At 66.6% G+C, this 20,639-nt stretch carries 15 protein-coding genes and 1 rRNA gene; 6 read left to right on the top strand and 10 right to left on the bottom strand.

Annotation, left to right across the window (positions count from 1 at the left end):
- Window positions 1–345 precede the first annotated feature (345 nt).
- The 4 genes from ABN273_RS13230 (at window position 346) to ABN273_RS13215 (ending at window position 7,530) form a co-directional block, all read left to right on the top strand.
- Window positions 346–3,798: a DUF4082 domain-containing protein gene (locus ABN273_RS13230; protein ID WP_349449030.1), complete on the top strand. Its 3,453-nt coding sequence runs from the start codon at window positions 346–348 to the stop codon at window positions 3,796–3,798.
- Window positions 3,799–3,977: 179 nt separating this feature from the next.
- Entirely contained in the window at window positions 3,978–4,952 is a 975-nt protein-coding gene (locus ABN273_RS13225) for a glycosyltransferase family 2 protein (RefSeq protein ID WP_349449029.1), read from the top strand.
- Window positions 4,953–5,182: 230 nt separating this feature from the next.
- Entirely contained in the window at window positions 5,183–6,535 is a 1,353-nt protein-coding gene (locus tag ABN273_RS13220; RefSeq protein WP_349449028.1) for a nucleotide sugar dehydrogenase, read from the top strand.
- Window positions 6,536–6,540: 5 nt separating this feature from the next.
- A complete protein-coding gene (locus ABN273_RS13215) occupies window positions 6,541–7,530 on the top strand; it encodes an NAD-dependent epimerase/dehydratase family protein (protein ID WP_349449027.1) in 990 nt (329 codons plus the stop codon).
- Window positions 7,531–7,583: 53 nt separating this feature from the next.
- Here the strand turns inward: ABN273_RS13215 and ABN273_RS13210 are convergent, their stop codons facing one another.
- The 8 genes from ABN273_RS13210 to ABN273_RS13175 all read right to left on the bottom strand — a co-directional run bounded on the left by ABN273_RS13210 (window position 7,584) and on the right by ABN273_RS13175 (window position 16,108).
- Entirely contained in the window at window positions 7,584–9,530 is a 1,947-nt protein-coding gene (locus tag ABN273_RS13210; RefSeq protein WP_349449026.1) for a DUF4082 domain-containing protein, read from the bottom strand.
- Between the two features lie 174 nt (window positions 9,531–9,704).
- Entirely contained in the window at window positions 9,705–10,433 is a 729-nt protein-coding gene (locus ABN273_RS13205; protein WP_349449025.1) for a class I SAM-dependent methyltransferase, read from the bottom strand.
- Between the two features lie 41 nt (window positions 10,434–10,474).
- A complete protein-coding gene (locus ABN273_RS13200; protein WP_349449024.1) occupies window positions 10,475–11,542 on the bottom strand; it encodes a glucose-1-phosphate thymidylyltransferase in 1,068 nt (355 codons plus the stop codon).
- Window positions 11,543–11,620: 78 nt separating this feature from the next.
- Complete coding sequence (locus ABN273_RS13195) at window positions 11,621–12,106, bottom strand: GtrA family protein (protein ID WP_349449023.1); 486 nt, start codon at window positions 12,104–12,106, stop codon at window positions 11,621–11,623.
- Window positions 12,103–12,876, bottom strand: a complete 774-nt coding sequence (locus ABN273_RS13190) for a GNAT family N-acetyltransferase (protein WP_349449022.1) — start codon at window positions 12,874–12,876, stop codon at window positions 12,103–12,105. The genes ABN273_RS13195 and ABN273_RS13190 overlap by 4 nt, the downstream gene beginning before the upstream one ends.
- A complete protein-coding gene (gene rffA / locus ABN273_RS13185) occupies window positions 12,876–14,030 on the bottom strand; it encodes a dTDP-4-amino-4,6-dideoxygalactose transaminase (RefSeq protein ID WP_349449021.1) in 1,155 nt (384 codons plus the stop codon). Before rffA ends, ABN273_RS13190 begins: the two co-directional genes overlap by 1 nt.
- A 98-nt stretch (window positions 14,031–14,128) precedes the next feature.
- Complete coding sequence (locus ABN273_RS13180; RefSeq protein WP_349449020.1) at window positions 14,129–14,392, bottom strand: hypothetical protein; 264 nt, start codon at window positions 14,390–14,392, stop codon at window positions 14,129–14,131.
- Between the two features lie 642 nt (window positions 14,393–15,034).
- Window positions 15,035–16,108: an ice-binding family protein gene (locus ABN273_RS13175; RefSeq protein ID WP_349449019.1), complete on the bottom strand. Its 1,074-nt coding sequence runs from the start codon at window positions 16,106–16,108 to the stop codon at window positions 15,035–15,037.
- Window positions 16,109–16,366: 258 nt separating this feature from the next.
- Here ABN273_RS13175 and ABN273_RS13170 point away from each other — a divergent pair, with 258 nt between their 5' ends.
- Window positions 16,367–17,626, top strand: coding sequence for a nucleotide sugar dehydrogenase (locus ABN273_RS13170; protein WP_349449018.1), 1,260 nt, complete (start codon window positions 16,367–16,369; stop codon window positions 17,624–17,626).
- Window positions 17,627–17,865: 239 nt separating this feature from the next.
- Here the strand turns inward: ABN273_RS13170 and ABN273_RS13165 are convergent, their stop codons facing one another.
- Entirely contained in the window at window positions 17,866–18,315 is a 450-nt protein-coding gene (locus tag ABN273_RS13165; protein ID WP_349449017.1) for a hypothetical protein, read from the bottom strand.
- A gap of 887 nt (window positions 18,316–19,202) precedes the next feature.
- Between ABN273_RS13165 and ABN273_RS13160 the strand changes: the two genes are divergently transcribed.
- Window positions 19,203–20,351 carry a PQQ-dependent sugar dehydrogenase gene (locus tag ABN273_RS13160; protein ID WP_349449016.1) on the top strand — a complete coding sequence of 383 codons (1,149 nt, stop codon included), beginning with the start codon at window positions 19,203–19,205 and terminating at the stop codon, window positions 20,349–20,351.
- A gap of 204 nt (window positions 20,352–20,555) precedes the next feature.
- Here the strand turns inward: ABN273_RS13160 and rrf are convergent.
- Window positions 20,556–20,639 (bottom strand): 5S ribosomal RNA (rrf, locus tag ABN273_RS13155); the annotation flags it as partial.

The raw sequence follows: 20,639 nt of genomic DNA, 5'->3' as shown, positions 1-20,639 counted from the left end.
GATGGTGAAATAACCGGGGCCCAAGATTCGCACTTCCGCAACCATCGCGGCACAAGGAGCAGATCTACGACTTTCGTACATCTCTAATACTGTCCCGCGACACGCCCATTCCCCACCTAGTGCAGCCATTGATGTGCATGCAACGGGCGCGGCGGAATTCATCCGTACTCTTCCTCTGAGGCGTAGACGCACGACTTTGCCTGGCTTTTACCTGGCTGGCACATTCTTGGGGGCTTCATGCGGGACGGGAAGGAGACAACACGTGGGAGGCGGGCGCACCGCGTGGTGCTGACCGCTCTCGGAGGCTTCGCTCTCTTGGGCGCCCTCCTCTGGACCGCATGGGCCTTGACGCCCATCCCGAGCGACGCTCAGGTGCCCATCACGCTGGAACAGGTGCCGGATCACCTGCTCAAAGCGATCAACGCGGCCGAGAATCGCGCATATGCCCAGAAAGGCGACGTGACACTGGAACGGCTCGCCGGGGTGCTGTGGTACGCCGTATCTGGACGGGATCTCAAGGACACCGCGATGACCATGCGCATGGTCCGCAACCACCATGCCCAGGAACCCGGCTTCCTGCAGCGCCTCGGAGATCTCCGGGTCGCCTTCAAGGTCGAACTGACCAAGTCGAGAGACTGGGTCCTGGAGAGATACTTGAACGTGCTGGACGTCGGCCGGGGACCCGAGGGCCTCCAGGCGGGGGCGCAGGCGTTCTTCGGCAAGAGGGTCCAAGAGCTCACCGTGGCCGAGGGCGCCTACGTGGCCGCGGCCATCCGGCATCCTGGCAGCTCCGGCGAGGGGTACGCGGACATGCGCGCGCGCTGGCGTCAGGTGATCGACGACCTGCACCGGTACCGGACCCTCACTGCGGCCCAGGTCCAGGTGCAACGTTTTCCCGAACTCAAGACCTCGCCGCGGAGCGTCACCGGCCCACGCGTGATCTCGGGCCACAAGGGCGCCGCCGTACGAGAGGCGGTCGCGTCGCTGGCGCCCGCCGGCGCGCCGGGACGCCTGCGGCCCAAACACTCGCGGCAGAACTGTCCGCCTGGTTCGATCATCTGCGAGGAGAACAGCCTGCCGGGGTCCCCGCCCAGCCAATGGGAGATCATCAAGGCCGGCACCCCGGACATTCAGGGCTACCCCACCCAGATCAGCGTCAACCACGGCGAGACCATCCAGTTCAAGGTGAACACTCCGGCGACGGACTACCGCCTGGACATCTACCGCATCGGTTACTACGGTGGCGACGGCGCGCGGTTCATCACGACGGTCCAGCCGTCCGTCCCCCTGCCCCAAACGCAGCCCACGTGCCTGAGCGACACATCGACAGGGCTGGTCGACTGTGGCAACTGGGCGGTGTCCGCCTCCTGGGCGGTCCCGGCCACCGCCGTTTCCGGCGTCTACATCGGGAATCTGATCCGCGAGGACGGCACCATCGGCGTCAGCCAAATGATCTTCGTTGTCCGCGACGACGAGCGAGCGTCGGACGTCCTGTTCAAGACCTCCGACACGACCTGGCAGGCGTACAACAGGTACGGCGGCAACAGCCTGTACTTCGGCCAGCCCGCCAACCGCGCCTACAAGGTCAGCTACAACCGCCCGCTCACCGTGCGCGAGGTCGCCAACGGACCGCAGAGCTACTTCTACAACGCCGAATATCCCATGATCCGCTGGATGGAGGCCAACGCCTACGACGTCAGCTACATCTCCAGCATCGACGCGACGGCCCGGCCGGCGGACCTGCTCGGCCACGATCTGTTGTTGTCGGTCGGCCACGACGAATACTGGTCGAAGGAGATGCGGGACAACTTCGCCGCCGCTCGTGACGACGGCGTCCACCTTGGCTTCTTCTCCGCGAACGAGGTCTTCTGGAAGATCCGCTGGGAGAACAGCATCGACGGATCGAGTACGCCGTTCCGCACATTGGTCTGCTACAAGGAGACACACGCGAACGCCAAGATCGACCCCAGCCCTCAGTGGACGGGCACCTGGCGTGATCCACGTTTCTCTCCCCCATCCGACGGCGGCAAACCGGAGAACCAACTCACCGGCACCGTGTTCATCATCAACGGTCTCGTCAACAACGCGATGACGGTGCCCTCCGACTACGCCCCCATGCGGCTGTGGCGCAACACCTCCATCGCCAACCTCACCCCGGGACAGGTCGCCACCTTCCCCACCGGCACGCTCGGGTTCGAGTGGGACGACACGCCTGACAACGGCTTCGCTCCTCCTGGCCTGGCCCGGTTCTCGTCCACCACCTTGTCCTATACCAACAAAGTCCTGCTCGACTTCGGCAGCACCTATGGCGCCGGCACCGCCACCCACCACCTCACGCTCTACCGGGCGCCCAGCGGCGCACTGGTCTTCGGCTCGGGAACCGTTCAGTGGCCGTGGGGGCTGGACGCGCACCATGACAGGGACGGCACCCCCACGGACATCCGCATGCAGCAGGCCACGGTCAACCTGTTCGCGGACATGAACGTGCAGCCGGCCACCCTCCAGCCGGGACTCGTCCCGGCCACCCCCTCCACGGACACGGCCCCACCCATCTCAGCCATCACGAACCCGCTCGCCAACGCCTCCGTGAAGATCGGCACCCCCGTGACCATCACCGGCACGGCCGCCGACACGGGCGGTGGCGCCGTCGCGGGCGTCGAGGTCTCGGTGGACGGCGGCTCCACATGGAACGCGGCCACGGGGCTCACCAACTGGTCGTTCACCTGGACGCCTGGAGCCATCGGAGAGGTGGCGATCATGTCCAGGGCGGTCGACGACATCGGCAACCTTCAGACGACACCCTTCTCACGCACTGTGCGGGTGTCCCTCAACTGCCCGTGCACCCTGTGGCCCGACACCACGGTGCCCGCGGTCGTCAACTACAACGACTCGAGGCCTGTGGAGCTCGGCGTGAAGTTCCAGGCCACGCAGGAAGGCGCCATTTCCGGCATCAGGTTCTTCAAGGGCAACCTCAGCACAGGAACGCACATCGGCAACCTGTGGAGCAGCACCGGTCAGCTCCTGGCCAGCGCCACCTTCACCAACGAGACGGCGAGCGGCTGGCAGCAGGTCAAGTTCGCCACGCCCGTGCAGGTCACACCAGGCACCACCTACATCGCCTCCTATTTCGCGCCGAACGGCCGATTCTCCATCAACACCAACTACTTCACATCGACCTACGTGAACGGCCCGCTGCTCGCGCCCGCCAGCACCGCCACCGAAGGTAACGGCGTGTACAGATACGGCTCGAGCAGCAGCTTCCCGACAAGCACCTACCGATCGTCCAATTACTGGGTCGACGTGGTGTACTCGCCGACGAGCCTCTTCCCCAGCGACGCGGTGCCGGCGGTGGAGAACGCCACCGACGCACGCCCCGTCGTCCTCGGCGTGCGGTTCAGCAGCGAGGTGAGCGGCACCATCAGAGGTATCCGCTTCTACAAGGGCTCGCAGAACACGGGCACGCACACCGCGAGCCTCTGGACGAACACCGGTCAGCTGATCGCGAGAGCCACGTTCACCGATGAAACCGCATCCGGGTGGCAGCAGGTGCTGTTCGCCCAACCCGTGCCGATCAACGCAAATACCACTTATATAGCCTCCTATTACACGACAACCGGACACTTCTCCTATAACCAGAACTTCTTCACCACTGCCTATCTCAACTCCCCGCTGATCGCACCGGCGAGCGGCATCGAGGGGAACGGCGTCTACCGGTACACGAGCGATATCAACAAATGGCCGAACCAGACCTTCAAGGCCAGCAACTACTGGGTCGACGTGGTCTTCTATGCCAACTGACGCCGACGGTTGACAGGTATCGACGGCCGGTTTCTCGACGGCTGGTAATAGCCGCCCAAGGAGAGCGCAAGAGGCCGTAGCCGTCATACCTGCCACCGACACCTATGTGATGCGATGGGGCGTCAGGAGCCGCGGCGGAAATCCGGGCACGCGCATGCCGGGAAACGATCGGAGGACTCATGTCGGTATCGGTGGTCATCCCGTGTTACCGATCAGCGCGGACCCTTCCGACGCTGGTGCCCAGGCTCGTCTCGGTCCTGCGCGATCTGGGCGTGCCGTACGAGGTGATCCTCGTGGTCGACGGAAGCCCCGACGACACCTGGGACACCGCCGCGAGCCTGGCCCGCCGTACGCAGGGTGTTCGCGCGATCCACCTGTCGCGCAACTACGGACAGCACAACGCGCTCGTCGCGGGCATCAGGGAGGCGCAGCTCGACGTCGTCGTCACGATGGACGACGACCTGCAGCACCTGCCCGAGGAGGTGCCGCGCCTGCTGGCCGCGATGGAGGGCGACCGGCTCGACCTGGTCTACGGGGTACCGCACGTGGAGGAGCACGGGTTCCTCCGGAGCCTGGCGTCCCGCTCGGTCAAGGCGGGCATGTCCGCCGCGCTGGGCATCGGCACGGCACGCAAGATCAGCGCTTTCCGTGCGTTCAGCACCCACCTGCGTGCCGGCTTCGAGGAGCTGTCGGGGCCACACGCCTCCCTGGATGTGGCCCTGTCCTGGGCGACCACACGGGTCGGCTCGTTGCGGGTGCGGATGGACCACCGCGAGCACGGGCGCTCCAACTACTCCCTCCGCCTGCTGATCCGGCATGCGGCGAACATGGTGCTCGGCTACAGCACCGCTCCGCTGCGCGTGGCAAGCTACCTCGGGTTCCTCGTCGGCACATTCGGCCTACTGCTGGGAGGGGCCGTTCTGTGGCGGTTCGCCACGGGAGGCACGGCGGTGGCGGGATTCACCACGATCGCGTCGATGGTCGCGCTGTTCTCCGCGGCGCAGCTCATTTCCATCGGTGTTCTCGGCGAATACATCGGCCGCATTCACGGCAGCGGGATGGGCCGCCCGACTTACGTGGTGCGCGAGCGTGTCGGGGCACCCGCGCATTACGAGCTTCCGTTGCAGAACAGCGGCGCCGGAAAAGCTCTTTAGGGCGATCCCCGCCGGCGCCCATTTCGTCAACGATTCTTCTCCGGCGAGCCAAGCTATCGCCCGCGAATCGGCCGGGAGGCGCGCCTTCCCGATGGGTTTCCACGCCGCCGGGTTAGAAGGAGAGCAGAACCCGGACCAGCGGGAATTCCGCATCAACGTGCCGGGGAGAACGCGAGACCGGCCCACCCGATCTCGCCGGCTCGATAAAGAACTCGTCGAATGGAGTGAGTGTGCGTTTCCTGCCTGACCGGGAACCCATCACCGCCGGAGTGATCGGCCTGGGATATGTCGGATCCTGCGTAGCCGCCGCCCTCGCCGACAAAGGAGTCGACGTCATCGGCGTGGACACCGACGCCACGCTGGTCGATGAGCTGGGCACCGGGCAATGCCGGTTCAGCGAAGCAGGGCTCCCGGAACTCGTGTCCCGCCTGACGGGCACCCCGAGAATGCGCGTCACGACGGACTGCGCTGCGGTGTCGGCCGCCGACGTGATCGTCGTCACGGTCGGCACGCCCGTTCGCGACCAGGGCATGCTCATGGATGTCCAGCTCAGAAGCGCGTGTGAGGACCTCAGCAAGCACCTACGCCCCGGTCAGCTCCTGATCTTCAAGAGCACCGTGCCCGCCGGCATGACGCGCGACCTCGTCGTCCCGCTGCTAGAGCGCTCGGGACTGAGGTGCGGAGCCGACTTCGGGCTCGCGTTCTGCCCCGAGCGGCTGTCCGAGGGCAACGCGCTGAACGAGCTGCGCACCTTCCCCATAGTCGTCGGCGGATGGTGCGACGAAAGCGCCGCGGCCACGGCGGCGTTCTGGCACTCCAGCCTGGGCGTAGAGGTCATTCGCTGCGCCTCGCTGGAGACGGCGGAGATGGTCAAGCTCGCCGACAACTGGTGGATCGACCACAACATCGCGATGGCCAACGAACTGGCCAAGGTGTGCGATCTGGTCGGCGTCGACGTGCTCGACGTGATCTCTGCCGCGAACTCCATCAAGAAGGGTCACGGAAGCGTCAACATCCTGCTTCCGAGCGTCGGCGTCGGTGGCTCCTGCCTGACGAAGGACCCGTGGATGGTGTGGCGCTCGGCCCGCGACCGCGGTCTGGAGCTCCGCACGATTCCCGCGGCGCGAGAGGTGAACGACGGCATGCCGCACTACACCTTCGGCCTCATAGCGGAAGAGCTGGCGAAGTGCGGTAAGTCCCTGGCCGCCGCCAAGATCGCGGTGCTGGGACTGGCCTTCAAGAACAACACGGGGGACCTGCGCGCGACGCCCACCCAGCCGGTCATCGCCGGTCTGCGAGAGGCGGGAGCGCGGGTTGCGTTGTTCGATCCGCTGGTGGACGACGACGAGGCCGAGAAGACCTTCGGGCTGCGTCCGGAGAGCTCGTTGGAGGAGACGGTGCGTGACGCCGACTGTCTGGCGGTCCTGGCCTGGCACCAGCAGTTCCACGATCTGGACTTCGCGGACCTGCGTGAGCGGGTCGCCGCCTCGTGCGCGGTGGTCGACGGACGAGCTTACTTCCCGCGCGACACGATCGGCCGGCTGCGGGAGCTCGGCTTCGCCTACCGCGGAATAGGACGGTAGACGCCATGGCTCGTGTTGTCGTCACCGGTGGCGGCGGTTTCGTCGGAAGCCATCTCGCCGAACGCCTCGCAGAGCGAGGCGACGAGGTCACGGTCTTCGACCATGCAGGACCGCCGCCAGGCGATGCCCTGTCACGCGGAGCCACGCCCGAATACGTCACGGGCGACATCAGGGACCGCGCTCAGCTGGCCCGGGCCATCACTCGAGGTGTGGACGTCGTGTACCACCTCGCCGCCGTGGTGGGTGTCGACCGCTATCTCGACCAGCCGCTGGACGTCATCGACATCAACCTGTCAGGCACCAGGAATGTGCTCGAGCTCGCCGAACGGGCCGATGCGAAGGTGGTGGTCGCCAGTACGAGCGAGGTGTTCGGCAGGAACCCCGCGGTCCCCTGGTCGGAGGACGACGACCGGGTGCTGGGCAGCACGGCGATCGACCGGTGGAGCTACTCCTCGAGCAAGGCGCTGGCCGAGCACCTGACGTTCGCCTTCATCCGCCAGCGGGGCCTGAGAGCGACGATCGTGCGCTACTTCAACGTGTACGGCCCGCGCCAACGGCCGGCGTTCGTCATCAGCAGGACGATCCACCGAGCGCTCCGCGGTCTTCCTTCCGTCGTGTATGACAACGGCAGGCAGACCCGGTGCTTCACGTACGTCGATGATGCCATCACCGCCACGGTCATGGCGGGAACGAGCCAGAAGTCCGACGGCGAGTGCTTCAACATCGGCAGCTCGGACGAGACAACCGTACGGCAGGCCGTACAGCTCGTCGCCGATCTCGCGGGAGGCGGGACCGGCATGGTCGCCGTCGACACGCGAGAGTGCCTCGGTGAGCGTTACCAGGATCTGGAGCGGCGCATCCCGGACGCCACCAAGGCCCACCAGGTGCTCGGCTGGCGCAGCTCGACCCCTCTGCGCGAGGGGCTCGCCCGGACGGTCGAGTGGGCCCGGGCGAATCCCTGGTGGCTCGCGCTGGACGACAGCGGCCAGGAGTGAACCGCGCTCTCAGGAGCGCTCCCCGCCGAGCGCTCCTGAGAGCCGCAGCGCGCTCAGTCGGAGTCGACCAGCACGTCTACCCAGTAGTTCGCGGATTGGTAGGTATTGGTGGGGAAGGCGTTCGTGGCGCTGTAGACGTAGACGCCGTTGCCGTCGGCGTCGTCGCTTTCCAGTGCAGTGATCGGGTAGTTGCTCTGCGCTCGGTAGAAGCCCAGGAGCGTGTACGAGAAGCGCCCCGATGTCGTGAAATACGAGGCGATATAGGTAGTGTTCGCGTTGATCGACACGGGCGTCGAGAAGTAGGCCTCCTGCCACCCGGAGGCCGTCTCACCGGAGAAGGTCAAGCTCGCGAGCTGCGTGCCGCCACTGGTCCACAGACTGCCCACATGCGTCCCGGTGTTCTGCGATCCCTTGTAGAAACGGATCCCTCTGACGACTCCGTCCGTGGCCGTTCGGAACTTGACCCCCAGCACGACCGATCGGGTGTCCGGCGCGTTCGCGACCGCCGGCGTCGCCGAGTTGTCCCACACGGAGTCCGACGGCTGGAACACCGGGTCGACCCAGTAGTTGGCGGCCATGAAGGTGCTGGTGGGGAACGTGTTCGTGCCGCTGTAGGCGTACACGCCATTGCCGCCCTCCGCGCCGTTCGCCAGCGCAGTGAGAGGCGGGCTGCTCTGCGCGCTGGTGAAGTAGTTGACATCGTACGAGAAACGGCCAGATGTCGTGAAATACGAGGCGATATAGGTAGTGTTCGCGTTGATCGACACGGGCGTCGAGAAGTTCGCCTGCTGCCACCCGGAGGCCGTCTCACCGGAGAAGGTCACGCTCGCGAGCTGCGTGCCGCTGCTGGTCCACAGACTGCCCACATGCGTTCCGGTGTTCTGCGATCCCTTGTAGAAGCGGATCCCCGTGACGAGCCCTGTGGTGGACGCGGTGAACTTGACGCCCAGCACGACCGACCTGGTGTCCGAGGCGTTCTGGATCGCCGGCGTGGCCGAACTCGGCCATATGGTGTTGTAGACCACCTGTACGACTCCGGGCGATGTGCTCGGGGCGAAATGGATGATCCCCTCACCGTCGGACGTGTCGCCGCCCATATAGACAGCGGTGAGCTGGTGTTCTCCGCCATCAAGGGTGGAGACGCCAAGGCTGACGTCACCGTTCTCGTCGACGAAGTCATGACCGAGCAGGGTTGTCCCGTCCTTGAAGGCGACCTCCCCCTGCGGCACGATGTCGCCGGACACGGCGCTGACCGTGGCGGCCAGGGTGACCGTCTGCCCGGCCCTCGAAGGGTTGGGTGATACGGACAGCGTCGTGGTCGTGGCCGGATCGTCCGGCACCGTGACGCGGGTCTTCGGTCCTGAAGTGGTGCCCTGCAGGACCACGGCGTCGGTGAGCGAGAACACGCGTCCCTTCACGGCGGCGCCGGTGCTGACGGTGACCCCGTTCGAGGCCAGGACGTTCCCCTGGAACGTCGAGAACGTCCCGAGGGTCGCGGTGTCCGTGAGCTGGAAGAACACATTGTCGGCCTGTGCGCCATGGGTGAGGCTGATGTTACTGACGTTGGCGGTGGTGAGGGTCGCCGTCTTGAAGACGAAGACCGAGGTCGGGTCGTACTGTGCGTCAAGCGTAAGAGTGCCGTTGATCAGGAAGGAGGTGCCCGACGACGGCTGGTAGACGCCCGGTGTCCGCGTCGTGCCGCCGAGCTGCGCGGCGACCGAGGCCGTGGTCGGCGCGCCGTCGGCTTCGTCGTAGGCCGCGGTCGCATCCGACATGGCCGCCGCCGCCGTGGCATCGCCCGCGTGGGTGGCGCCGCTCACGGTGCCGGGCGGGAAGCCGGTGACCGTGCTGCCCGGGCTGACACCGAGATCTCCGGTGATCGCGGTCTGGTTGGTGTTGTTGACCGCCGTGCTTGCGAGAACTCCGAACGACGCGGCGTCACCGAGATCCATCGACGGCTGTGCCGTCGCCGTGCCGGGCGTCACGACGACCAGCCCCAAGGCGAGCAGGATCGCCGCGGCAGAGCGAAGAGCACCCCGCCGACGCGCGTGGCGCATACGCGGCGAGAAAAGAGAGAGACGCGACTGAGCCGGGGTCGCTGGATAGGGCTCTTGGTGGTGCTTCACAACGTAGTTCTACTGCTACTTTAATCTCTCCGTAACTGGACAGCAACGCTATGTTATGCTAACCGAGAGTGACCGTGGCCGATGGGCCCGCGCGATCAGGGAGACGCCGGGAAGCGACCTCACCGGCAGATACCGCTCCGCCACGATCACGGTGGAGAGCGCGAGATTGACCAGACGAGACGTCTCCACGACGTCGGAGCCCGACGTGTGTTTCCTGCGCAGCGCGACGACCGGCCGTAGGAGCACGTTCCAGCTCCAGAGCCGGTCCAGGACCAGTCCCTGGCTCGTCAGCAGGTCGCGCAGGCCGTCGCGGGTGTACCTTCGGACGTGTCCCGAGGCCACGTCGTGAGCCGACCAGAGCTCCATGTCGCACGGCACCGTGATGAGCGCCGTGCCGCCTGGCCGCAGCACGCGCACGATCTCGCGAGCGGCCAGGTGGTCCTCCTGGATGTGCTCCAGCACGTCGAAGGCCAGCACGAGATCGAACGACCCGTCGGGCAGTGGCAGGTCCCGCGCGTCGGCGTGGATGGCCTTCAGACCGCGCTCCCGCGCAAGCTCCACGGCGATCTCGGAGAAGTCCGCGACCAGCGCGTCCCATCCGTGCCTGACCAGCACACGGGTGTTGCCACCGCCCGCCGCGCCGATGTCGAGCGCCCTGCCGGGCGCGCCGCGGCGGCTCAGTTCGCGGAGCTCACGGGCGAGAATGGCCCGCCGCTCCCGGTACCACCAGTGGTGGTCTTCCAGCTCCACCGTCCGGCGAATCTCCGTGGCCTCCATGCTTCCCCCTCCATCGAACCTGTCGGTCGTGGGCCAGACCTTCAGGCCTTCACTTGAACCCTGCTGTGGTCGCCCACCATGAGCTGGTGGGCGTTGGGCACTCCCTCAGCCCGGGTGACCTCGACGTTCCGCCCGATCAGCGAGTACGTGAGCCGGGAGATCCCCTTGATCGTGGAGTCCCTCAGCACGATGGCGTACTCCACCTCGGCGTCCTCGATCAGGCAGCTCTCACCGATGGAGGTGTACGGACCGATGTAGGAGTCGCTGATCCTGGTGCCCGTGCCGATCACCGCAGGACCTCTGATCACGGAGTTCTCCACGAAGGCTCCCGGCGCCACGACGACGTTTCCGCTGATCTCGGAGAGCGTGTCCACGGTCCCACGGTTGTCCGGCTCGATGGCCTCCAGGACGATGCGGTTGCACTCCAGGATGTCCTGGAGCCGCCCGGTGTCCTTCCAGTAGCCGCTGACGAAGTGGGAGTGGACACGGTAGCCGTGGTCGATGAGCCACTTGATCGCGTCGGTGATCTCGAGTTCACCCCGCGCGGACGGCGTGATGGCCCGTACCGCCTCATGGATGGCTGGAGAGAAGGTGTAGACCCCGACAATGGCGAGGTCGCTGCGCGGATGTTCGGGCTTCTCCTCCAGCGCGAGGATCTCGCCGCCCGGGCCGAGTTCGGCGACCCCGTAGAACTGCGGCTCGGCAACCTTGGTGAGCAGGATCTGGGCGTCGTGTCCGGCTCCGCCGAAGGATTCCACCAGATCAGCGATGCCCCCCACCAGGAAGTTGTCGCCGAGGTACAGCACGAAGGGATCCTCGCCGAGGAAGTCTCCGGCGATCAGGACGCAGTGGGCAAGCCCGAGCGGGGCCTCCTGAGGGATGTAGGTCACCTCGAGCCCGAACCGTGAGCCGTCGCCGACGGCCTCGCGAACCTCCGCTCCGGTGTCGCCCACGACGATGCCCACGCTCGTGATGCCGGCATCCCTGAGAGCTTCCAACCCGTAGAACAGGACCGGCTTGTTGGCGACGGGAACCAGTTGTTTCGCCGAGGTATGGGTCAGCGGACGCAGCCTCGTCCCTTTTCCACCCGCCAGAACAAGCGCCTTCATCGCTCCTTGAAATCCTTTCGCGAAGCGCGCATGGCCGCGTTGACCAGCCGTCCGCCCGAAACTATGCGTCACGCCGGGTCAGTGGCTTTTCACCGCTCCGGCCCTTTGTAGAAGATTGTCGGGCTGCTTGCCACGACCAGATGATCTGCGAGAACGGAACGTCCACATCCTGTGCAGCACGTAGCTGACCGACACCGACATGAGGATGACGCACGCCTGGGCGACCAGGATCGGGATCCCGGCAACCTCCACCAGTATCGGCAGCCCCACGGCGCAGACCGCGAGAAACGCCAGCCCGACCGCGTAGAACCGCAGGTAACCGGCCAGCCAGGACCCGCCGGCGCCGGGGAAGACGACCAGCCGGTACCACGGATAAACGATCAGCACGGCGACGAGATGGCTCACCACGACCACGGCGAGGTACGGCACCCGGTCATGGAAGCCGTACAGTGCGCAGGCGAAGAGCCCGTAGTAGATCACGGCGGTCATGGCCCCTCCCGCCAGATAGGCGGCCCGGTGCCGGAGGCCCGGCCCCGGGCCGGACCAGCCGGCTCGTAGGCTCACGCCTTGTCCGCACCCGTCGGTCGTGCCCCCACCAGGTGCACGGTGACGAGCGTCTGCACCGGCTCGAACCCGTACCTGGCCCAGGCGCGCTGCACCCGCGTGTTGTGCGCCTGGGTGGAGATGACCACCTCTTTCGCACCGCGGTCCAGCACGTGGTCCTCGACGCCTTTGAGCAGATGGGCGTACAGACCTCGGCCCTGGGCGTCCGAGACGACGCCGGCGAGCAGGATCTCCGTTCTCGGGTCCGTGTCCTCCAGCGTGGCGATGCCGAGCACCCGCGACTCGTCACTGAGTGCCAGGCAGCTCCCCTCGACGGCGGACCGCAGCGCCCATTCCTGGTAGCCCTCCAGAGCCGCGGCGACGTCGAAGAGCGGGTTGGCCATGTAGTGGTTCCCGTACGCGGCGAAGATGTCGCCCACCAGCGCCTCGACCTCCGCCGGGCCGGTCAGCCATGCCGTCCGCAGCCGGGGCTGGGGCTCGGGCGGGCGCCCCTCCCCCGCGCGCAACCGCCAGTACACCAGGCAGTCGGCGAACAGAGCCGTCCTGCCCAACCCGGCCAGCTCCGCGAACCATCCGACGTGCTCGGCGGGGTAGCGCAGGATCACGACATCCGCCGTCGAATCCTGTACGGCCTCGAGCACCGCCCGCAACGGCGTCTCCGATCCGGCCGCGACGGTGAGGCGCTCCACCGACCGCCCGAACCTGGCCGACTCCAGCGGGGACTCCTGTGCCCGTACGGCCCGCGCCTCCATCACATCCTGCCAGGACATCAGCCCACCTCGTAGCTCGACACAGCGTCGATGACGTGCGCCACGTCCGTCTCGCCGAGATCGGCGAACAGCGGCAGCCGTACCAGCCTGTCCGCCACCTGCTCCGTGACCGGGCAGCCACCGGGGGCCTCCCTGCCGTACCGCCGCCCGGCAGGCGCGGAATGCAGCGGCTGGTAGTGGAACAGCGCCTGCACTCGGTGTGCCGCGAGATGCCCGATGAACGCCTGACGGTTGGCGACATCAGGGAACAGCAGGTAGTACAGATGGGCCGGGTGGGCGCAGGCATCGGGGACCATGGGCTGGGAGACGCCGTTGCCCGCGGCCCAGTCGGCCAGGCCCTCGTGGTACGCCCGCCACACCGCGTGCCGCTGTTCCTGCAGCGTCGAGAAGGACTCCAACTGCGAGGTCAGCTGCGCCGCCAAGATGTCGGACGGAAGGTAGCTGGAGCCGATGTCGACCCATCGGTATTTGTCCACCTGCCCGCGGAAGTACCGGCTGCGGTCGGTGCCCTTCTCCCGTATGATCTCGGCCCGCGCCATGAGAGCGGGGTCGTTGACGAGCAGCGCACCGCCTTCCCCGCAGTGGACGTTCTTGGTCTCGTGAAAGCTCTGCGTGGCCATGGAGCCGAACGAGCCGAGCGGCCGGCCCTGGTAGTGACCTCCCAGGCCGTGCGCGTTGTCCTCGATGAGCACGAGGCCGTACCTCTCGGCCACCTCGCCGATGGCCTCCATCGCACAGCCCACGCCCGCGTAGTGGACCACCACGATGGCTCGCGTGCGGTCGGTGACGGCCGCCTCGATGAGGCGTTCGTCGATGTTCAACGTGTCCGGCCGGCAGTCGACGAACACCGGGACGGCACCGTGCAACGCGTAGGCGTTGGCCGTCGACACGAATGTGAACGACGGCACGATCACCTCGTCGCCGGGCCGCAGGTCCAGCAGGATCGCCGACATGTCCAGCGCGTGCGTGCACGACGTGGTCAGCAGCACGTTGCTCGCCCCGGTGAGCTCGCCCAGCAGCGCGGCGGCTCGGCGGGTGAACGGCCCGTCGCCCGAGGTCCGCCCGCTGCGCACGGCTTCTGCCATGTAGTCGAGCTCGTTCTCCGTGACATGCGGCCTGTTGAAGGGAACGGTTCTCAGTCCGGTTGCGCTCACGATCGCAGTGAACACCCGCGTGTCCGGCCGTCGCGTACTGCGCTCACCGTATGTGGGCGAGCCGTTGCATAAGCCTTACCGGTCACCGACCGGGACCGTCATTTCGTCGGTGGGGTGATCTGGGTGAAAGCGGCGCAGTACGCCTTCGCCCAGTCGGCTCCAGGCGGTGGCGTGCCAGGCTTGATCGCACATGTGGTCTGGGCCACGACCCCGTCCGCGCCCACGACGGTGACCAGCAGGGCGTTGAGCGGCACGGCCTCCGTCAGGGAAACGCCTGTCGCCCCTTCCGGGTAGCCGTCCAACCCGTCGATCCTGTGCCACGCCAGCGGCGGTTCGGCGCGGGGATCGCGGATCCAGGTCACGCCATCCGTCGTGTACGCCGTGAAGTTCGTGTCGAACGGAGGGAAGGTGAGCGAGACCAGTGTCGAGTCGACGCTCGACGTGGCTCCGGCGGGGCCGGCGGGACCCTGGGGGCCAGGAGGGCCGGCAGGACCAGGACGACCGGGAGGACCCTGCGGGCCAGTGGCACCCGGAGGACCGGCGGGCCCTTTCGGGCCGTTACGGCCCGCGGGCCCAGCGGGACCCTCAGGGCCGACGGGTCCCCGAGGACCGACAGGTCCCCGAGGGCCGGCGGGTCCATCATCGCCGGAAAACCCCCGCGGGCCGGCGGATCCGTCATCGCCGGAAAACCCCTGCGGGCCGACGGGTCCCTCAGGACCGGGAAACCCCCGCGGGCCTATGGGCCCCCTTCTGCCGCGCGGTCCGTGTGGTCCGCGCCGCACGCACCACGGGCCCCGGCATCCGCAGCGCTTCCTGCGGCAATGCCCGTGAGCGCCGACAAAGCGCTCTTTGAGCGTCTGCTGGCCCGCGACTGGGCTCGCCTGAGCTGCCTCAACGCCGGACAGCCCCCAAACGGCACAGGCCATCGTCAGCACGAGCGCCGACATGTTCCTAACACGACACACTGTTTCCCCCTCTGCTCCGCCCATGCCGGCGGCCCGGCGTCATCGGCGGCTGAGCACTTGATGTTGCAGTACGGGGGATTCGCTCGGAGCGAAGTAGACCCATGCCTCGTAGGCTCCTGTGCCGTCGTCCACGTAGACGGCGGTGATTTCATGCACGCCTCTGGTCAGCTCGGACGTGGTGAACCTGGCGAAGCCCTCGTCGTCGGCCAGAGCCGAGCCCATGATCGTGGAGCCGTCCTTGAACAGGACGGGGCCCGTCGGGCGCTGCCCGTCGTAGTCCCCGCTCACCACGGCGATGAAGGTGACCGGCTCATGCAACCTCGAGGGGTTCGGCGATGAGGACACTGACGTGCTGGTGGGCGGGCGGTACGGTGGCTGGTCGGGTGCTCTGGCCGTCCCGCTCCGGGCTGCGCGACGCGCCGCCGTGGCACTGGGCATGCCGGGAATGGTCACACGGGTCGCGGGCAGTGTGCTCGTCCCGTCGAGGACGACCGTGGTGTTGAGGCCCATCACCCGTCCGTACACGGCGGCCCCTTCTGACACCGTCACCGCGTTCAGCGCCAGGACGTTCCCGCGGAAGGTCGAATACGCCCCCAAGGTGGCGGTGTTGCCGACCTGCCACACGATGTTGTTCTCCTGGGCGCCGTTCATGAGGTCGATGTTGCTGACCCTCGCCGTTTGCAGAGTGTCGGACTGGAAGATGAAGATGGCGTCCGGGTCGCCGCCGGCGTTCAGAGTGAGCGTCCCGTTGATCAGGAACGTGTCGTTGTCCCTGCTCTTGTAAACACCCGGGCCCAAGGTCCTGCCGCCGAGTTGCGCCGGCGGGGTCGAGGTGGGCGTGCGTCCCGCCGCGTCGTTGTAGGCGGCGACCGCGTCGGCCTTCGCCGCCTGGGCCGCGGCGTCGTTCCTGTGGATCTGCCCCTCCTCCACCACTCCTGGAGGGAAGCCGGTGACGATGAAGCCGGGGCTCACGACGACGTCGCCGGTGACCCTGGTGAGATCCGTGCTGTTGACGGCCCTTCCCGCCAGGACCGCCGTGTCCCATGCGTCGTCCAGGTCGACGGCTGTCTGCCGGGCGGTCGCGCTCGGCGGCAGAAAACCCAGCGCACCCATTACCAGCACCAAGGAAATCCAGGAACGAGGCGAGCGGTTGGCCATGCCAGCAAGTCTCGTCAGCGGGCCGCTCCAGACACGCTGGGACATTCGGCAGCGGTCATGTCATTGCCGCTCTTTGCCTGGTTGACGACCATCACGGCGCCCCCGGATCGGCGCTGACCAAGCAACACGCCGCGTCAGCCGTCGAACCGGCTACAGGCGAAGGTCGGTATTTACAGTCTGGGGTATCTCATTCCAACTGACGGGGGTCACGATATGGGAGATAAGCTAGTGGTCGTCGGCCAGGGCTATGTCGGCCTGCCCCTGGCGATGCGAGCGGTCGAAGCGGGATTCGACGTCGTGGGGATCGACGTGGACCCGTGGCGAGTGAAGCGGCTCAACGCCGCCGAGTCCTACGTCGAAGACATCAGCGACGAACGGCTGACCGAGGCCCTTCGCTCGGGCCGCTACCTGGCCAGCGCCGACTACGCGGACGCCGAGGCGTTCGACATCTGCCTGATCACCGTGCCCACGCCACTCTGTGATGGCGCACCCGACTTGCGCCACATCGCGTCGGCGGGCCGTTCCATCGCACCACTGGTACGGCCCGGAGCCACCGTGATCCTCGAGTCCACGACTTACCCCGGCACCACGGAGGAGTACCTCCTGCCACTCCTGGAGGAGGGTTCGGGGCTGCGCGCCCCTGAGGACTTCCACCTGGGCTACAGTCCCGAACGCATCGACCCGGGCAACCAGCGGTGGCAGCTGGAGAACACGCCGAAGGTCGTCTCCGGCATCGACGAGGCGTCGCTGGAGCGGATCCGCGCCTTCTACCAGCGGCTCGTGCAGCACGTGGTCCCCGTGTCCTCGCTCCAGGCCGCCGAGCTGTGCAAGCTCCTGGAGAACACCTTCCGGCACGTCAACATCGCCCTGGTGAACGAGCTGTCCATTTTCGCGCACCAGCTGGGGATCGACGTCTGGGAGGCCGTCGAAGCCGCCGCCACCAAACCGTTCGGCTACATGCGCTTCTTCCCGGGCCCCGGCGTCGGGGGCCACTGCCTGCCGATCGACCCGTCGTACCTGTCATGGGCGGTCAAGCGGGGGCTCGGGCACAACTTCCGTTTCGTGGAGCTGGCCAACGACATCAACAACAGCATGCCGGACCAGGTCGTACGCCGACTGGTCGGAACATTGAACGAGCGCGCCAAGCCCGTCAGGGGCAGCCGACTGCTTCTCCTCGGCCTCGCCTACAAGAAGAACGTCGGAGACTGCCGCGAATCGCCTTCCATCCACATCGCCCGATCGCTCTGCAAGCTCGGCGCCCACGTCCGCGCCGCCGATCCGTACATCGACGACTTCCAGCTACCGCAGGGCGTCGAAATCGTCGAAGCCACCCGTCAGGAACTCGCCGCGGCCGACGTGGTGGTCATTCTCACCGACCACGACCAGTTCGACTACGACCTCGTCCAGCGGGCGAGCCCTTTCGTCTTCGACACCCGGAACCGCTGCCGCGGCCCCAACGTCGAACGCCTCTGACCCGCATCCCGAAGGCCGCGTCGCGACCGCCACGCTCGGCACTCACTGAAATCGAGTAGGAGGGTGAGGTTGCCTCACCCTCCTCTCACACCACCGGACATGCGGGCCCGCATTCGGTAGTTCGAGAAGCCGCTCACCGTAACCGGCTACACAAAGGTGTGGTCCGCGAAAGCGGACCACACCTGGCGGGCTCCCCTACGTGGCCCGCCTAAGAGCAGCAGGTACGGCTACGACAGGACTCACGGGTTGTCGACGCCGACCCAGTTGACGTACCAGCCCCACTCCACCGCATCCTGCACGGTCAGAGGAGCGCGCGAGTCATCAGCCCACCGGATGTAGACGCGGAATCCGGTCTTGGTGGCCTGGTAAACGGTGCTCGTGCCCGTCAACTCGAAGTGATGGCCCAGGCCGCCGACCGAGACCGTGTAGGTGGGGCTGCCCGTGAAACCTGCGGCGCTGGTGTCGACGTCGATGTAGAGGCCGGGCGTGTTGCTGTCGTAGAGCACCCAGCCCTGTCCCGGTGCCGTTGCCCCGGAGGCGATCCTCTGGGTCGTATCCGCCGCCAGTGCGTTGGCCGCCGGCTTGACACCGTGGCGAGCTTCGGCATGCGCGCTCACTCCTGTCATCAGAGTGGCCCCGAACGCCAGGGCAGCAGACAGGGCGACGGTCGTGGACCTTGCGATGGACATGCTTTCTCCTTCGGTCAAAGCCCTCGGTCATCATGACCCCGGAGGGACGCTGTCCGCATATCCGGCAGCGGCTGCCACTGCGCCCGAGAGACGATCGTCACAGACAGTAATCGATCGACCGTTCGCTGTCACTGACCGTTACATGTCGAAATCGAGTGACGAGTGCCTTCAAGATCCCGATTTCGGTGATCTGCCGCACGAACACCCTTGTTATCGCGATCCGGCCAGGCGACCACCATGGGACGCCCGCCGTCTTCCTTCCGCACCTTGGCGTGTCTTCACACAAAGGCACGTGATACTCGATGATCAGCGGTGTCCACACCTGCGCGGTGCGGACACCGCCGTCATGGGAGCTGGTGGCTGACGTGGACCGGCTCACGTCGCGCAGGCGGACCCCAGAGGTCGGTCGCGGCCGGCGCCCTCGACGGCGACGTTGTAGTACTTCCACCGCGACGTGCAGATCCCACGGCTCATCTTCGACTCCGCCCACCCGAAAGAACACCTCTTCAGGCCACTCAGCCGAGGAGTCGCGCACCGATGGCACGAACGAGCGTCCCTGCACCGAACCGCACCAAAGGCCCCGTGCATTCCTACATGTGGCCATAAGCGCCACAACCCTGTCAGACAGCTGTTTGCTGTCTCAGAATTGCGTAGTGGACGCGAGTAAAACAACTGGAAAAGCCCCGGAACGTAGCTGCGCACGGAATCGGCCAGGCGCCCCAAAAGGGTGACAGGCGGAGCAAACCACCCCAGAGCCGGATGATCGGCTGAACGAGCGATACCAATGGGACTCGTGGGGCATCTTGTCCAAGTTAAGGGATCTTCCTGAGGCATCGCTGGGCACACGTCGTACGGACTCAAGATCGCACCCTACGACGGAGGATTGCATGGTCGGAAAGAAGTACCGTGGCGCACGCCGAACAGCATGGACGGCGCTCGCGGTCGCGGTGGTGCTGGCGAGCCCGTGCTCGCCGGTGAAGGCCGAGACGGACGCCGCGCTATGTCAGCAGTGGAGCGCGCAAACCATAGCGCGGAACCTGGCGGTGCCCTGGGGAATCGCGCTCCTTCCCACAGGCGAGGCCCTAGTGACGGAGCGCGATACGGCGCGACTGCTCCGGATCTCCCGTTCCGGCAGGGTATCCGAGGTCGCGACCATCAACGAGGCACGACCCGACGGTGAGGGGGGCCTGCTGGGCGTGGCGGTGTCGCGGCATTTCTTGCGGGCCCCCTACGTCTTCCTCTACTACAGCACCGACTCCGACAACCGGATCGTGCGTTACCGATACAGCCGCGCCAGCGGCCTGACCGAGGCCACTGTGATCGTCAACGGCATACCAAAGAGCCCTATCCACAATGGCGGCCGTCTGGCCTTCGGACCCGACGGGTACCTTTATGCCAGCACGGGCGACGCAAGCCGAGCAAATCTGGCCCAGGATCTCGGTTCCCTGGCCGGCAAGATCCTTCGACTGACCACCAGCGGCCAACCGGCTCCCGGCAACCCGTTCAACAGCCGGATCTGGAGTTATGGTCACCGCAACATCGAAGGACTGGCATGGGACCGGTCGGGCCGCCTGTACGCCACCGAGTTCGGGTCCAACCGCTTCGACGAAATCAATCTGATCAAGAAGGGCGGGAACTACGGCTGGCCCCTGGTCGAGGGCGTGGCCCATGATCCCCGCTTCATCGATCCGGCCCTCACCTGGACCCCCAACGTGGCCTCCCCCGCCGGCATCGCCTACGCCAACGGGTCTCTGTGGGTGGGCGCACTGCGCGGTCGCCGGCTCTGGCGCGTTCCGGTCTCGACCAACGGTGCGCTGGGCACTCCTGAGTCGCTGTTCGAGGGGCAGTATGGCCGGCTGCGTGCTGTGACCGCCACGGCTCGCGGCCAGTTGTTGGTCAGCACCAGCAACAAGGACGGCCGCGGCTCGCCAGTCGCCGACGACGACCGCATCCTGGTCGTGGGCTGCGCGGATCGGCGTGGACAGCCCGGGTCGCCAGGTGCTCCGGGAGGCCCGCCGAGCAACGCGGCCGGGTGAGGATCGCGGCGGGTGCGCGAGCGATGCGCTTACCCGCCGCGATCTCAGAAGCCCAACGGTATTCCGCCGTGGATGGTAGGACTTTGCTGTTCAGAGGACCGCACCGCCCTGGTTCCAGAGCTTCCAGGAGCGGCTTGCGCTTTCCCATGAATATGCACAAAAAAAGAGGGCCACCCCGAAGGGTGGCCCTCTTCCATAAGAATTGTGCGGCGATGACCTACTCTCCCACACCCTCCCGAGTGCAGTACCATCGGCGCAGGGAAGCTTAACTTCCGGGTTCGGAATGTA

It is taken from the genome of Nonomuraea sp. B19D2 (genome assembly GCF_040137845.1).
In the GTDB taxonomy this organism is placed as follows: Bacteria; Actinomycetota; Actinomycetes; order Streptosporangiales; family Streptosporangiaceae; genus Nonomuraea.
This window is presented reverse-complemented; position numbering and strand designations above follow the sequence as displayed.

Coding starts and splice junctions, on each gene's coding strand:
- ABN273_RS13225 (WP_349449029.1), top strand. CDS start 3,978: ATGTCGGTATCGGTGGTCATCCCGTGTTACCGATCAGCGCGGACCCTT.
- ABN273_RS13215 (WP_349449027.1), top strand. CDS start 6,541: ATGGCTCGTGTTGTCGTCACCGGTGGCGGCGGTTTCGTCGGAAGCCAT.
- ABN273_RS13205 (WP_349449025.1), bottom strand. CDS start 10,433: ATGGAGGCCACGGAGATTCGCCGGACGGTGGAGCTGGAAGACCACCAC.
- ABN273_RS13200 (WP_349449024.1), bottom strand. CDS start 11,542: ATGAAGGCGCTTGTTCTGGCGGGTGGAAAAGGGACGAGGCTGCGTCCG.
- ABN273_RS13190 (WP_349449022.1), bottom strand. CDS start 12,876: ATGTCCTGGCAGGATGTGATGGAGGCGCGGGCCGTACGGGCACAGGAG.
- ABN273_RS13175 (WP_349449019.1), bottom strand. CDS start 16,108: ATGGGTGCGCTGGGTTTTCTGCCGCCGAGCGCGACCGCCCGGCAGACA.
- ABN273_RS13170 (WP_349449018.1), top strand. CDS start 16,367: ATGGGAGATAAGCTAGTGGTCGTCGGCCAGGGCTATGTCGGCCTGCCC.
- ABN273_RS13165 (WP_349449017.1), bottom strand. CDS start 18,315: ATGTCCATCGCAAGGTCCACGACCGTCGCCCTGTCTGCTGCCCTGGCG.
- ABN273_RS13160 (WP_349449016.1), top strand. CDS start 19,203: ATGGTCGGAAAGAAGTACCGTGGCGCACGCCGAACAGCATGGACGGCG.